Raw genomic sequence first — 13,410 nt, forward strand, 5'->3', positions numbered from 1 at the left:
AGATCGAGAGGGGATCTGCGTTAATGCGGTATCCCTTTTTCACTGTAAAACAGTAAAACTTCCAGCTGTCTCATTTATAATAGAAATGGTTTAAATAAAACCCGTTCATAATAAGAAAGAGGTGAACCAATGGATAATGCAGAGAAGATTTTCTTAGATTATACAATTGATAAAGACTTGAACGAGTCAGAGAAAGAGATTCTCTCTTTTTTGATTGAAAGCAGAATAGATGACCAGCAATTAAGTATCCGGAAAGCTGCGGATGAGCTGTTTACTTCTACTACATCTATCATCCGTTTGTGTAAAAAGCTGGGGTTTAGCGGATACAGTGAGTTTATTTATAATCTTGGCCTTAAAGTGAAGAAGGTGCACAATTCAGAGGCTGGATCAGTAGAAGAGATTCATCTTCCAATGGAAGCAGGTATTGGTGAATTTATTAAAAATATCAGGACTACTTTTGATTACATAGATGAGGAGAGTATCCAAGAATTTTTACATGAAATTAAAAAGCATAAGATGATTTATTTTTATGGAGCAGGCTTCTCTACGCTGTTCTCTAATTATCTTGCTAAAAAGTTGGAGCTTTTTGGGTATTACGTGTCGAATACATCGACTAGTGACAGCCGGGCGATTTTCTTTAATAACATCCAGAAGTATCGGCTGATGATTGTCTTTTCTCGTTCAGGGGAGACAAGCAAGGTGATCGAAAAAGTCCAGATTGCAAAAGAATTTAAAGACCGTGCTGTTTACAGGAAATGATAAAAGTACCACGGCGAAATTGGCTGATATTGTATTTACTATTCTTGATCCGACCATCGAATCCCAGCGTGAATTTGAGATTACCTCATTCGAGTCAAATATGTTTATGCTCATTGATATTATCCTGATTTTAGCTATTAAAAAAGGAATTATCCAAGAATATTAGCCTATGTAACATGTTACTTTATTTGGTGAAATGGTACAGAATCAGGAAGACAACAATGAAACAAGTGGTGAATGGTCTCCAGCTATTTGGAAAATCCTTGTTTGCCCCGATCTTAATATTACCGATCATTGGTCTTTTCATTGCTTTTGGAAATGTATTTGGCAACGGGAACCTGGCCCAGTACGTTCCGCTTCTTGAAAGTCCAATGATACAAAACGTCGGAAAGTTTATCTCTTCTTCCGCCGTATCCATCCTTCAGAATCTCGCCTTGATCTTTGCGGTCGGCATCCCGATCGGCTTGGCAAAGAAGGATAAAGGCTACGCAGCTTTAACAGGATTAGTAACCTTTGTCATTTTTATTAATGCGATGCATCAGGTTCTGAATCTATCGGAGCGTTTAGTTCCAGCAGAAGAAATGCAGATTTCCGGACAGGCAATGGTATTAAATGTTCAAGTTCTGGAAATGGGTGTTTTTGCCGGAATATTAATCGGAGCTTTAGTTGGTGTTCTTCATAATAAATATTGCGATACAGAATTTAAAGGCGTCTTTTCCATCTATTCAGGTCATCGCTTTGTAGCCATTTTGGCTATCCCATGTGCCATGATTTTAGGAGCGTTTGCAGCAGAGTTCTGGCCGATTGTCCAGAATGGGATCACGGCACTGGCTAATGGTATTCGAAGCTTAGGAGACTTTGGTTTCCTTATCTATGGTTTCCTGGAAAGAATCCTGATTCCGACAGGACTTCATCACCTCGTGTACACACCTTTCCTATATACAGAATTAGGCGGAACGGCAACAGTAGCAGGCGAAGTTGTCTATGGAGCAAGAAATATTTATTTTGCGGAAATGGCTGACCCAAGTGTGGCTGTATTAAGCAGCACAGTGAACTGGGATGCACGCGGTCTGGCAAAGATGTTCGGTTTAATTGGTGCAGCCTTGGCCATGTATGTTACAGCTGATAAAAATAAAAAAGCAATGGCAAAAGCGATTCTGCTGCCAGCAGCCGTCACTTCATTTCTGCTTGGGGTAACGGAGCCGATTGAATTTGCGTTCTTATTTACTGCTCCAATCCTGTTCTTTATCCACGCAGTTCTGGCCGGTACAGGAATGATGCTCTTAAACATCTTTGGTGTTCATGCCATCGGTGCAAATGGTGTCATTGACTTCCTTCTTTATAACCTGCCGCTTGGCACAGAGAAATCTAATTGGCCGATGTTCATTGTCGTAGGATTGATCATGTTTGCAGTCTATTTCCTTATCTTTAGATTCCTGATTCTGAAACTGAACCTAAAGACACCTGGCCGTGAAGAAGAAACAGAGGCAGCTGTTCAGCCGGCTGGAATTCAGGCAAAAGGAAATAACGCAGAAGGTTCTCCTCTTGGAGAGACAATTGTAACGGCACTTGGCGGAAGCAGAATTATCGAAAATGTTGATAACTGTTATACAAGATTAAGACTTGTACTAAAGGACCCTAATGCAGTGGATGAAAACCTATTAAAAGAAACCGGTTCAAAAGGGGTCATTAAGTCAGGCAACAACGTACAGGTTGTATATGGACTAAACGTAAAATCTGTTCGGGATCAAGTCGATCAAAAACTGGGAGGACTTAACTATGAAAACGTATAAACTATCAATTGCTGGCGGCGGAAGCACATATACACCAGGTATTGTGAGAAGCTTAATGGATAGACTAGAAGATTTACCTTTATCTGAAATCAGATTTTATGATATTGACGGAGAGCGCCAATCGAAAGTAGTAGTGGCAGCCAAAGCGGTTATTGCAGAGTATACAGATTCTATTAAAATAACTGAGACAACTGATCCTGAAACAGCATTTGAAGATGCAGATTTTGTATTTGCACAAATGCGTGTCGGCAAATATGCAATGAGGGAATTGGATGAAAAGATTCCTCTTTCACACAACGTGGTCGGCCAGGAAACATGCGGACCAGGCGGACTGGCATATGGTTTAAGAACCATTTTCCCAATGGTTGAGCTGATTAATTATGTAGAAAAATATGCGAAGGAATCATGCTGGATTGTCAATTATTCAAATCCTGCCTCCATTGTAGCGGAAGGGGTTCGCAAACTCCGCCCTAATGCCAAGGTTATCAACATCTGCGACATGCCGGTGGCAACAATGCGCAACATGGCCGGGATCCTGGGAGTTGAGAGAGAAGATCTTGTAGTAGATTACTTTGGACTTAATCACTTCGGCTGGTTTACTAAAGTAGAAGTGGATGGAGTTGACCGCCTTCCTGAGCTTCGTGAGCATATCAGCAAATGGGGTCTGCTGACAGAGGACATTTCTAAAATCGATTATCGTCATGCTGATTCATCCTGGATTAAGACTTTTAAGAACATCAAGCCGATTATGGATTACTTCCCGGATTACATTCCGAACCCTTATCTGCAGTATTACCTGCTGCCGGATTATATTGTGGAGAACTCAAACAAAGAGTATACCCGCGCAAATGAGGTAATGGCCGGCAGAGAAAAATCATTATTTGAGACGGTCAGCAAATTTGAGGAGACGGGCATCCTGGATGATGCGTTCCATGTTGGTGTACACGGAATCTTTATTGTCGATGTCACTGTTTCCATCGCACAGAATCTGGCAAAACGCTATCTTGTAATGGTAGAAAACAATGGAACTATCCCTAACCTGCCGGCAGATGCCATGATTGAAGTGCCTGCCCTGATCACTAATAAAGGACCTGTTCCTGAGTATGTCGGAGAAATACCGTACTTCCACAAAGCCATGATCGATCAGCAATTGGCATCAGAGAAAATTCTTGTGGAAGCCATAACAGAAGGGTCTTATGAAAAAGCATTGCAGGCATTCACACTTAACAAGACTATTCCATCTGCCATTGTGGCGAAAAAGATACTGGATGATCTTATCGAAGCCAACATGGAGTATTGGCCAACGCTTGAGAAGAAGTATAAAGAAGGTATATTGGCACACTGATAAAAAGGGTGAAGCACAGGCAATGTCTGTGCTTCTTTTTTTGATAGAAAAAAACCGCTCCTGCCAAAAAGGCAGAAAGCGGTTTTGTAAAGTTAAAAATTAATTTCGGATCAGATAGTCAAACGCACCAAGCGCTGCTGTAGCGCCGGATCCCATAGAAATAATGATCTGCTTATAGGCGCTGTCAGTACAGTCTCCTGCTGCAAATACTCCAGGGATGTTTGTGGCACCGTGCTTATCTACAACGATTTCGCCGAAGCGGGTACGCTCGATTTGGTCGCCTAACCAATCTGTGTTAGGAACAAGACCGATTTGGACGAATACACCTTGCAGTTCCACATGGTGTATTTTTTCTGTTTCACGATCCATGTATGAAATACCGTTTACTTTGTCCGTTCCGGTAATTTCAGTTGTCTGAGCATTTGTGACAACCGTTACGTTTGGAAGGCTGTTCAGACGTTCCTGCAGAACGGCATCTGCTTTCAACTCAGGGTTGAATTCGATAACCGTTACATGGTTAACAATCCCTGCAAGGTCAATCGCTGCTTCAACACCAGAGTTGCCTCCGCCGATAACAGCTACATCTTTGCCTTCAAATAATGGTCCGTCACAGTGAGGGCAGTAAGCTACCCCTTTGTTTTTGAACTCTGCTTCGCCTGGCACATTAACGTTTCTCCAGCGTGCACCAGTTGAAAGGATGACTGATTTACTTTTCAGTACAGCACCGTTTTCAAGTTCGATTTCAACAAGATCCTTCTTTTCAAGCCGCTTTGCACGCTGAAGGTTCATGACATCAATGCCATAATCTTTCACGTGCTCTTCAAGGCTTGCAACAAGCTTAGGGCCTTCTGTGTGCTTCACACTGATGAAGTTTTCAATGCCTAAAGTATCCATTACCTGGCCGCCAAAGCGTTCAGCAACGATACCGGTGCGAATGCCTTTGCGCGCTGCGTAGATGGCAGCACTTGATCCCGCAGGACCGCCGCCAATAACTAGCACATCATAAGGATCCTTGTCTGCAAATTCTGATGCGTCAGGGCCAGTTCCCATTTTCGCAAGAATTTCTTCAAGGGACATACGGCCGCTGCCGAATGATTCGCCATTTAAAAGAACTGTCGGCACTGCCATGATTTCTTTAGCATCTACCTCTTCTTTGTAAGCAGCACCATCGATCATTGTGTGAGAAATATTAGGGTTAAGAACACTCATGACGTTAAGAGCCTGTACTACATCAGGGCAGTTGTGGCAGCTTAAGCTGACATAAGTTTCAAAGCGATATTCGCCCTCAATTTTCTTCACCTGGTCGATGACTTTCTGGTCAACCTTAGGTGCCCTTCCGCTGACTTGAAGCAGAGCAAGCACTAAGGAAGTAAATTCATGCCCAAGAGGAATGCCGGCAAACGTAATGCCAGTATCTTCTCCTGGACGATTTACACTAAAGCTTGGCGTCCTTTGTAATTCAGTGCGCTCAACTTTAATGTGGGAGGACATATTGGCTAGTTCATCCACTAAAGCCAGCATATCGCTGGATACTTTGTCTGATCCAGCGCTGACTTTTAGAAGGATATCGCCCTCCATCATCTGAAGATATTGAGCTAATTGTGCTTTAATATCTGCATCAAGTAACATGATTATCGTACTCCTTAGATTTTACCTACTAGATCAAGGCTTGGCTTAAGTGTTTCAGATCCTTCTTTCCACTTAGCCGGGCAAACTTCACCTGGGTTGTTGCGTACATATTGAGCTGCTTTAAGCTTGCTTACAACCTGGCTTGCGTCACGGCCAATTCCGCCAGCGTTAATTTCAACTGTTTGGATGATGCCATCTGGGTCGATGATGAATGTTCCGCGTTCTGCAAGTCCGTCTTCTTCGTTTAGAACTTCGAAGTTGCGGGAAATTCTTTGGTTAGGGTCACCAATCATTACATATTCAATCTTGTTGATTGTTTCTGAGTTATCATGCCATGCTTTATGGGTAAAGTGAGTATCTGTTGAAACAGAATAAACTTCTGCTCCCATATCTTTTAAAGTTGCATATTCATTTTGAAGGTCTTCTAATTCAGTCGGGCATACGAATGTGAAATCTGCTGGATAGAAGCAAACAACGCTCCACTTTCCTTTGAAGTTTTCTTCAGTAACATCGATGAAATCACCGTTATGGTAAGCTTTTGCTGAGAATGGTAGTACTTCTGAACCGATTAATGCCATGATTAAATTCCTCCTTAAAATGGTTGGGTGATTTGATTATTAATTAAATAGCGAACTATTTAATAATAATTCTAATTCGGTAATAATTATCATATACCATGTTTTTTTTGTCAAGGGGAAAGCTGTGAAATTTGCTCCTTTTCAGTTGGGGAGCGGAAAGAGTATATGACAAAATAAGATGTCAACATTAATTCAGCTTTTTTTATAAGGTTTAACCACTACGGAGTGGCAGTCTTAATTCCGTTAACCTCAGTATAACTCTTTATTTTTTTTATTACCCTTTTTTTGCCTGTGCCAATCTCAACTAATATAAGTTTTAAGTTTATAATTGAGAATGTGATTAAGCATAAGTTAAAACAGCAGCTGGTCCACATTAACTTATTATTCCCTCTTTGGCTAAAAAAAATCGATATTCCTGCAAAATAGGTCAATCAAACGTTTGATTGAAAAGATAAAATGTCAACTTCAGACACAGAATGCTGAAATCCGGTAGTCAGAGGGCCGAATCTGGGAAAAATAATAGCTTGCATTACAATATAGACCGAGTTATATATGTATGGAAGGCGGAAATGGAGTCCAGCAGTTTTCGCTAACTGAGCGAGTGCTGAGTATTGTAAGTTTATCTGCTTATGTCTTATTTAACGTAATAGCATTCGTTAAGATTTGGGCTGTCATTACATGACAGAACAGAAAAATATACATATCAATGGAGGAAAACGAAATGTCTAGCTTGCCTAATTGCCCAAAATGCAGTTCGGAGTATACGTACGAGGACGGGCTGCTCTTAGTATGTCCTGTGTGTGCACATGAGTGGACAGCTGAATCCGAAATTACCAGTCTTGAGGAAGAAAAAATAATTAAGGATTCAAATCGGAATGTACTTAAAGATGGAGATACAGTATCAGTCATTAAAGATCTTAAGGTGAAAGGCACGTCTTCTGTTATTAAGATTGGAACCAAGGTGAAAAATATTCGCCTTGTGGATGGTGATCATGATATTGAATGTAAGATCGATGGTTTTGGTGCTATGAAGCTGAAGTCAGAGTTTGTGAAGAAAGTGTAGCAAAAAAGGCCTATCCTTGCATGGATTGGCCTTTTTTTATATCCCTTTGCGGGTCTTAAAATAGTAGTGGAAAGGTCATCAGCTCTGGTTTATGATAAAGAAAGAATATTAAGAATTTCTCTATATGGGTGGGAGCCTCCTTGATACTATTAGACTACATTGTCAATCTCTCCATTTTTTCATTATTGGTCAGTGTGCCTTTAATTCTTCGTTCTTTTATCAGTCATAAACCCCTTAAGGATCTCCATCTCTTGGGTGGGGTGTATGCAGGAATTATTTCTGTCATTCTAGTGGGTTTATCTTTTAATGAGCAGGGCTATAGCTATGATATTCGCTATGCCATTTTGATTTTGGTATTTTCCTATTTGGGGCCGGGAGCAGGGGTAATTACCGCAATTATTGCACTTGTCACGAGGCTTGCAGTCAGTGAGAATTGGCTGCCTGCCATAGTAGGGTTACTGCTTATTTTGCTTGCTTTTATTGTTGTACATAGATATGCCCAGTACCATAAGGCAGTTAGAAAAACAGCCATGTTATATGGTGCTTATTGTATTGTTTATATTATAACGGTACCGATCATTTTTAACGTTTTTAGAGACAGGCCGATTTTTCATCTGGAATATCTTCTGTTTGTGGGGCTTGGTGTCATAGTTGGGAGTTTGCTTATTGAGTCCTATGAAAAGCTGATTCGAATTATCACAGAAAAAAAGCGGATGGAAATGACGCTGGAAGAAAGTGAGTCTAAATACCGTTTAATTGCTGAGAATACTTCAGACCTTATCGCAGTTATGGGCAGGAATAGAAGTTTCAGTTATTTATCTCCGTCTCATGAGTTTGTTTTGGGTTATAAAGTAATGGAACTGCAAGATATGGAAATAGATATTGTTATTCATCCTGATGAGGCGGAGAAGTTCCGTGAAGGCATGCAATGGATATTTGAACATAATGAACAAATGACAATGGAGTTCCGATTAAGACACAGAAATGGCCACTGGATTGAATTTGAGTCAAGGAGTATGCCTGTTGAAGGCCAAAAGGGTGTAATCGAGCATGTTGTTATGATTAGCAGGGATATATCTGAACGGAAAAAGGCAGAGGAATTTCTTTTGCAATCTGAGAAATTATCTATTGTCGGGGAGCTTGCAGCCGGGGTTGCCCATGAAATCAGAAACCCGCTTACAACCATCAAAGGTTTCCTTCAGCTTTATAGAAGTGACAATAGCCAAATTAATGAATTACTGCTGAGCGAGCTGGAGCGCATAGAAAATATCACTACTGAAATGCTTTCTCTAGGAAAACCGCAGGCGATAAAAATGGAAACTGCAGATTTAAAGGATATCATAGTAAATACAGTCGAGTTATTATCCCCTCAGGCAAATATGAACGGTATTCAGTTTAAGCTGCATTTTACTGATGGTGTATTTTTGATCTCGTGCGAAAAAAATCAAATCAAACAGGTTCTTTTGAACATCTTAAAAAACGCAATGGAAGCTATGGATAATGGAGGAGATATTGAGATTTCCCTAAGGAGTAATAATGATGGGGAATGTATTGTCTCATTTCAGGACCAGGGCTGTGGAATACCTGACGAATTTCTGACGAGACTCGGTGAACCTTTTTATACATTAAAAGAAAAAGGGACGGGGCTCGGACTTATGATTTGCCATAAGATCATCAAGCAGCATAATGGAACTATTGTATATAAAAGTAAGATTGGTGAAGGTACTTTAATAGATATTGCTTTGCCGCTTTTAAAAACAATTGAATAAATTGAAAAAAAGCAGGGGAGTCCCTGCTTTTTCAATGTTAGAAAGAAGCTTCAAGCTCCCTATCTAAAAACTTCTATATTAGAAATCAAAATTGTCGGGATCTGGTCCAACACGCAGATGTTCATCTAAAGAATCAATCAAGTCCATATCTTGCTGAGATAGTTCAAAGCCAAATAAATCTGCATTTTCTTTAATGCGTTTAGGCTTTGTTGATTTAGGAATAACAATAATGCCGTTTTGCAGGTGCCATCTCAGGACAATTTGTGCAATAGATTTACCGTGTTTTTCAGCAAGTCCCTTCAGGATCTCATTTTCAAACAACCCGCCTTGCATAAGTGGAGCCCATGCTTCAATGTGCATATCATGTTTAGCGGCAAAAGCACGCAGTTCAGCCTGTGCCAATTTCGGGTGCAATTCAATTTGGTTAATCATTGGTTTGATCTCAGCAGTTTCCAATAGATTTTCTAAATGGTGGATCTGAAAGTTGCTGACGCCAATTGCTTTGATTTTTCCTTCTTTATATAGGTCTTCCAATGCTCTCCAAGTTTCTGTGTACTTACCCTCAACAGGCCAATGGATCAAATAAAGATCAAGATATTCAAGACCCATTTTCTTCAACGAGCTGTTTAATGCCTCGCGTGTTGCTTCATAGCCCTGGTCGGCGTTCCAGACTTTTGAAGTGATAAAGATATCCGCTCTATTTATGCCAGATTGGCGGATGGCTTCTCCAACCCATTTCTCGTTGCCGTATATGGAAGCTGTGTCGATGCTTCTATATCCATTTTCAATTGCTGCTTTAACAGCTGTTATTAGTTCTTCTTCCTTTTCCACTTTAAATACACCAAGACCGATCCTTGGCATTTTTACTCCATTGGCAAGTGCTGCAGTACTTGATAAAGATAGGTTATTCATATTAAGACACTCCTTAATTAATTAGTTAGTTTGATTTGTTTCAAGTTTCTTTAGTCTTCCTGTCAGGATTACGGCCCCAAGCACCATTACTCCGCCAATCCACGGAGTGTGAATCAAGCCGATAGAGTCGACAATCAGTCCGCCTGCAAATGAGCCGATAGCAATCCCGATATTAAAAGCTGCGATATTTAATGCGGAAGCCACATTGACAGCTGAAGGTACATATTTTTCAGCCAGGTTTACCACTAAAATTTGAAGACCTGGCACATTCATGAAAGCAAATAAGCCCATTAGAAAAATAGCAATAAGTCCAAGGATTTTAAAAGGTGCGGCAAAGGTGAGCAGGCCCAGAATAATGGCTTGCAGAGTAAACATCCAAAGCAATGCTTTTAATGGATTTTTGTCAGAAGCTTTTCCGCCAAGCACATTGCCAATCGCCACGGCCACTCCGTAAGCAAGAAGAATGATGCTGACCCATTTTGGGCTAAACCCTGTTACATCTTCGAGAAGCGGAGTCAAATAGGTAAAAGCAACAAATGTGCCGCCATATCCCAATGCGGTGATGCTAAATGCTAAAAGCAGTCTTCCGCTGCTTAAAATTTTCAGCTGTTCACTGAACTTAGAAGCGGGTGCTTGCTCAAGGTCTTTAGGAACTAATATGGAACTGGCGATAATTCCAATTACCCCAAGCAGCGCCACGCCCCAGAATGTAGCTCTCCAGCCGAACGTCTGCCCGATAAATGTTCCGAGCGGGACGCCTGTCACAGTTGCGACAGTTAAACCGGTGAACATAAAAGCTATCGCACTGGCACGTTTATTCTCAGGAACTAAATCAGCTGCTATGGTCGAGCCGATTGAGAAAAAGATGCCGTGTGAAAAAGCAGTAATAAAACGTGCAGCCAGCAAAAGAGAAAAAGAGATGGACAGGGCTGCGACTGAATTTCCGATGATAAACAAAACCATTAATGACATGAGCAAAGACTTTCTGTTCATTTTACTGGTTAAAGCAGTTAATACAGGCGCTCCAATGGCAACTCCCATGGCATAGCCGGAAATTAATAAACCGGCCAAAGTAATGGAAATTCCCATATCACCTGAAATGGTCGACAGCAGCCCAACAGGTACAAACTCTGTAGTGCCAATCCCGAATGCGCTGATTGCGAGTGCAAGCAGGGCAAAGGTGCCGCCTTTTTCTTTTTGTGCATTTATAGCAATAGAACTCATTGGATATGAATCCTCCTTATATTAAAAGTATCGGATGGAGCAAAGACATCCCAGCCAGGCGCCTTGGCTATTCAGTCTTAGTGAATGTTAGTATGAAGCATGCCAAGCATGGTGAACAGTACGTACTTTAAAGTAATGCAGGCACTAAAAAGTAACCTATGGTCATTTTCACCATTTTGTTTTATGCTTCCTTATGCTATTATGGATGGCATGAATCAAAAAGAACAGTACGCACTTTAAAGTAATGTAGGCACTTTTTAGTACCTATAAAAAAGAGGGGGAATGAAGTTGGCTTATAATATTCCGGTAGAAGCAACATTAGATGTGATTGGCGGAAAGTGGAAAGTGGTCATCATGTGTCATTTAATTAAAGGTGAAAAGCGAACTAGCGAACTTAAGCGGCTTATGCCGGGGATTACACAAAAGATGCTGACCCAGCAGCTGCGCGAGCTTGAAGCGGATGGCGTAGTAAACCGTGCTGTTTTTGATCAAGTTCCTCCAAAGGTTATCTATTCTTTAACAGATTACGGATGGTCTCTTCGCCCCATCCTGGACGCAATGTGCAACTGGGGAGAAGGACATATTGAATTAACAGGCAAAGAGCTTGTGGAACAATAAATAATTAAGGACTCGGGTGCTTTAGGCAACTGAGTCCTTTTTAATGGTAAAGCTATTTACTCTTAATTTGTTCCCGAATACTCTCGAGCTCCTCAAGTGATAATGAGCCAAGTGAATTCTTAATTTCTTCCTCGATTTGTTTCTTATTGTTTTCCCTGAATCGATCCCACCATTCCCGGAGGCCTTCCGTATTTGCAAGCAAATACTCGATATCAATTTCTTCTACTTCATCATCTGATAGATAATTTAACACAGAAGCTAACATCCTATTTAGTTTGCTTACTTCATCCTCGCTGTTTTTGGCAGGTGTATTTGGTGGTGCTGGACTATCCTTCTCCGTCTCTTCTCCGCTGTTTGCTGATGCTGCTTTCCTTGGCATAAAATCAGCCCTTTCTAATACAAATAAGACTTGCTCTTAGTATTGCCTCAAAAAAATAATAAAAAAACTGAACGATTTTTATAAGTAAACGTCTCATATATGAAGTCATTAATTGGGGGTACTCGTAATGAAGGAACGCGAGATCGTACTTAATACAGATGTAGATATAAAGGGAACCATAAGTTTACCTAAGGAGTCAGAAGGGAAGCTTCCCCTTGTTATTATCATTCATGGTTCAGGCCCTGTTGACCGGGACGGCAATGCGAAGGTTATGCAGATGAATGCTTATAAACTGTTCGCTGAGTTTTTTGCATCCGCCGGAGTGGCTGTTCTAAGATATGATAAGCGGGGAGCCGGTGAGAGCGGCGGCGATTTTTATGAAACAGGTATGTGGGATTTAGTAAACGACGGGATTGCTGCAGTGAAGGCAGTCCGCGAAATGCCGGAAATCGACCCTGAAAGAATTTTTTTGCTGGGACACAGTGAAGGGTGTACTTTTAATTCCTCCTATTAATAGAAGTGCAGAAGCTGCGGGAAATATCCTCCTTGCCGGTCACGCGATGAATGTCAGGGAAGCTTCTGAGCTGCAAGTAAAGCTGCTGGAAGAGGAAGTTGAAAGGGTGAAGGGTGTTAATGGATTTATTCTTCGAGCTTTAAAACAAATACAGCATCCAAACAAAAGAAGCTTTTCAATGAAATGATGGACTCAGAAGCGGCAGTGATGAAAAAAGGATTTACAAAGATCAATGCAAAATGGGCAAGAGAACACTTTAAATATAATATAGAAGAAGATTTGGCTGCAATTACATGTCCTGTTCTTTCGATTACCGGTAATAAAGATGTTCAAGTGGATCCTAGGCATGTCCATCTTTTTGCTGAAAAGGTGAATGGCCCTGCTGAAAGCTATAATGTTTCGAATATGAACCACCTTCTTAGAGAACAGGAAGAAGAAACTTCTATGATAAAGCTAAAGTCAATTTATAAAAGAAGTCTTTCAAATCCATTGAGCGCAGAAATGCTGGACATAATTGAAGCATGGATGAAGAGGTATATTCTCTAAAGAAGAAAAGATGCATGCGCATAGTTTTAGAAAAAATATGTTGCATACAATTTTTTAAAATAAAGTATTGACTATAGGTATTGAATTATTGTAAGATAGTTTTTGTCGCTAAGAGGCTTCGCTCAGCGGTAAAGAAAAAACTTATAATTTGCTTGGATCTATCAAATAGAAAAAGGTAAAAAAACTTGTTGACTTCTACAAGAAAAGATGATAAGATGAATATCGTTGTCACTTCGAAAGAAGTTAGCGTATTAGTTCTTTGAAAACTAAACAAAACAGAA

General features: G+C 40.7%; 15 protein-coding genes. 10 read left to right on the forward strand and 5 right to left on the reverse strand.

The window, feature by feature from the left end; translation table 11 throughout:
• The first annotated feature begins 129 nt into the window (after window positions 1-129).
• From AC6CHU_RS12820 to AC6CHU_RS12835, 4 genes are read left to right on the forward strand one after another with little or no spacing between them, the layout of a single operon-like run.
• Entirely contained in the window at window positions 130-759 is a 630-nt protein-coding gene (locus AC6CHU_RS12820) for a MurR/RpiR family transcriptional regulator (protein ID WP_498121950.1), read from the forward strand.
• A 19-nt stretch (window positions 760-778) separates the two neighbouring features.
• Window positions 779-925 (forward strand): hypothetical protein, encoded by a 147-nt coding sequence (locus AC6CHU_RS12825; protein WP_251284864.1) that lies wholly within the window; start codon window positions 779-781, stop codon window positions 923-925.
• 55 nt (window positions 926-980) lie between these two features.
• Window positions 981-2,552 carry a PTS transporter subunit EIIC gene (locus AC6CHU_RS12830; RefSeq protein ID WP_159868909.1) on the forward strand — a complete coding sequence of 524 codons (1,572 nt, stop codon included), beginning with the start codon at window positions 981-983 and terminating at the stop codon, window positions 2,550-2,552.
• Window positions 2,539-3,897: a 6-phospho-alpha-glucosidase gene (locus AC6CHU_RS12835; RefSeq protein ID WP_159868906.1), complete on the forward strand. Its 1,359-nt coding sequence runs from the start codon at window positions 2,539-2,541 to the stop codon at window positions 3,895-3,897. Before AC6CHU_RS12830 ends, AC6CHU_RS12835 begins: the two co-directional genes overlap by 14 nt.
• Before the next feature lie 99 nt (window positions 3,898-3,996).
• Here AC6CHU_RS12835 and ahpF read toward each other — a convergent pair whose 3' ends face one another.
• The gene (gene ahpF, locus AC6CHU_RS12840) at window positions 3,997-5,526 is read right to left on the reverse strand and encodes an alkyl hydroperoxide reductase subunit F (RefSeq protein ID WP_159868903.1); all 1,530 of its coding nucleotides are present in this window, start codon (window positions 5,524-5,526) and stop codon (window positions 3,997-3,999) included.
• Window positions 5,527-5,540: 14 nt separating this feature from the next.
• Window positions 5,541-6,104 carry an alkyl hydroperoxide reductase subunit C gene (gene ahpC, locus AC6CHU_RS12845; protein WP_159868900.1) on the reverse strand — a complete coding sequence of 188 codons (564 nt, stop codon included), beginning with the start codon at window positions 6,102-6,104 and terminating at the stop codon, window positions 5,541-5,543.
• A 721-nt stretch (window positions 6,105-6,825) separates the two neighbouring features.
• Here ahpC and AC6CHU_RS12850 point away from each other — a divergent pair.
• Together AC6CHU_RS12850 and AC6CHU_RS12855 are read left to right on the forward strand one after the other, a co-directional pair.
• Entirely contained in the window at window positions 6,826-7,167 is a 342-nt protein-coding gene (locus AC6CHU_RS12850; protein ID WP_159868897.1) for a zinc ribbon domain-containing protein YjdM, read from the forward strand.
• Window positions 7,168-7,307: 140 nt separating this feature from the next.
• The gene (locus AC6CHU_RS12855) at window positions 7,308-8,936 is read left to right on the forward strand and encodes an ATP-binding protein (RefSeq protein ID WP_498121954.1); all 1,629 of its coding nucleotides are present in this window, start codon (window positions 7,308-7,310) and stop codon (window positions 8,934-8,936) included.
• Window positions 8,937-9,014: 78 nt separating this feature from the next.
• Here AC6CHU_RS12855 and AC6CHU_RS12860 read toward each other — a convergent pair whose 3' ends face one another.
• Both AC6CHU_RS12860 and AC6CHU_RS12865 read right to left on the reverse strand, forming a co-directional pair.
• On the reverse strand, window positions 9,015-9,848 hold the full coding sequence (locus AC6CHU_RS12860) for an aldo/keto reductase (protein WP_498121956.1): 834 nt from the start codon (window positions 9,846-9,848) through the stop codon (window positions 9,015-9,017).
• A gap of 21 nt (window positions 9,849-9,869) precedes the next feature.
• On the reverse strand, window positions 9,870-11,072 hold the full coding sequence (locus tag AC6CHU_RS12865) for an MFS transporter (protein ID WP_498121958.1): 1,203 nt from the start codon (window positions 11,070-11,072) through the stop codon (window positions 9,870-9,872).
• A gap of 282 nt (window positions 11,073-11,354) precedes the next feature.
• Between AC6CHU_RS12865 and AC6CHU_RS12870 the strand changes: the two genes are divergently transcribed.
• Window positions 11,355-11,690: a winged helix-turn-helix transcriptional regulator gene (locus tag AC6CHU_RS12870; protein WP_201306588.1), complete on the forward strand. Its 336-nt coding sequence runs from the start codon at window positions 11,355-11,357 to the stop codon at window positions 11,688-11,690.
• A 52-nt stretch (window positions 11,691-11,742) separates the two neighbouring features.
• On the opposite strand, the gene AC6CHU_RS12875 is transcribed toward AC6CHU_RS12870, so the two are convergent.
• Window positions 11,743-12,069, reverse strand: coding sequence for a hypothetical protein (locus AC6CHU_RS12875; RefSeq protein ID WP_159868882.1), 327 nt, complete (start codon window positions 12,067-12,069; stop codon window positions 11,743-11,745).
• A 127-nt stretch (window positions 12,070-12,196) separates the two neighbouring features.
• Between AC6CHU_RS12875 and AC6CHU_RS12880 the strand changes: the two genes are divergently transcribed.
• From AC6CHU_RS12880 to AC6CHU_RS12890, 3 genes are read left to right on the forward strand one after another with little or no spacing between them, the layout of a single operon-like run.
• Window positions 12,197-12,583 (forward strand): alpha/beta hydrolase family protein, encoded by a 387-nt coding sequence (locus AC6CHU_RS12880; protein ID WP_498121961.1) that lies wholly within the window; start codon window positions 12,197-12,199, stop codon window positions 12,581-12,583.
• A gap of 46 nt (window positions 12,584-12,629) precedes the next feature.
• Window positions 12,630-12,770, forward strand: coding sequence for a hypothetical protein (locus AC6CHU_RS12885; RefSeq protein WP_498121962.1), 141 nt, complete (start codon window positions 12,630-12,632; stop codon window positions 12,768-12,770).
• Between the two features lie 20 nt (window positions 12,771-12,790).
• Window positions 12,791-13,129, forward strand: coding sequence for an alpha/beta fold hydrolase (locus tag AC6CHU_RS12890; protein ID WP_498121964.1), 339 nt, complete (start codon window positions 12,791-12,793; stop codon window positions 13,127-13,129).
• Window positions 13,130-13,410: the final 281 nt, after the last annotated feature.

The organism is Cytobacillus sp. GQ23 (genome assembly GCF_059758675.1).

Bases quoted from the DNA above. Each gene is read 5' to 3' on its own strand.
- AC6CHU_RS12875 (WP_159868882.1), bottom strand. From the start codon at position 12,069: ATGCCAAGGAAAGCAGCATCAGCAAACAGCGGAGAAGAGACGGAGAAG.
- AC6CHU_RS12880 (WP_498121961.1), top strand. From the start codon at position 12,197: ATGAAGGAACGCGAGATCGTACTTAATACAGATGTAGATATAAAGGGA.
- AC6CHU_RS12890 (WP_498121964.1), top strand. From the start codon at position 12,791: ATGAAAAAAGGATTTACAAAGATCAATGCAAAATGGGCAAGAGAACAC.
- AC6CHU_RS12830 (WP_159868909.1), top strand. From the start codon at position 981: ATGAAACAAGTGGTGAATGGTCTCCAGCTATTTGGAAAATCCTTGTTT.
- ahpF (WP_159868903.1), bottom strand. From the start codon at position 5,526: ATGTTACTTGATGCAGATATTAAAGCACAATTAGCTCAATATCTTCAG.
- AC6CHU_RS12820 (WP_498121950.1), top strand. From the start codon at position 130: ATGGATAATGCAGAGAAGATTTTCTTAGATTATACAATTGATAAAGAC.
- AC6CHU_RS12885 (WP_498121962.1), top strand. From the start codon at position 12,630: ATGAATGTCAGGGAAGCTTCTGAGCTGCAAGTAAAGCTGCTGGAAGAG.
- AC6CHU_RS12870 (WP_201306588.1), top strand. From the start codon at position 11,355: ATGAAGTTGGCTTATAATATTCCGGTAGAAGCAACATTAGATGTGATT.
- AC6CHU_RS12835 (WP_159868906.1), top strand. From the start codon at position 2,539: ATGAAAACGTATAAACTATCAATTGCTGGCGGCGGAAGCACATATACA.
- AC6CHU_RS12860 (WP_498121956.1), bottom strand. From the start codon at position 9,848: ATGAATAACCTATCTTTATCAAGTACTGCAGCACTTGCCAATGGAGTA.
- AC6CHU_RS12850 (WP_159868897.1), top strand. From the start codon at position 6,826: ATGTCTAGCTTGCCTAATTGCCCAAAATGCAGTTCGGAGTATACGTAC.
- AC6CHU_RS12865 (WP_498121958.1), bottom strand. From the start codon at position 11,072: ATGAGTTCTATTGCTATAAATGCACAAAAAGAAAAAGGCGGCACCTTT.
- ahpC (WP_159868900.1), bottom strand. From the start codon at position 6,104: ATGGCATTAATCGGTTCAGAAGTACTACCATTCTCAGCAAAAGCTTAC.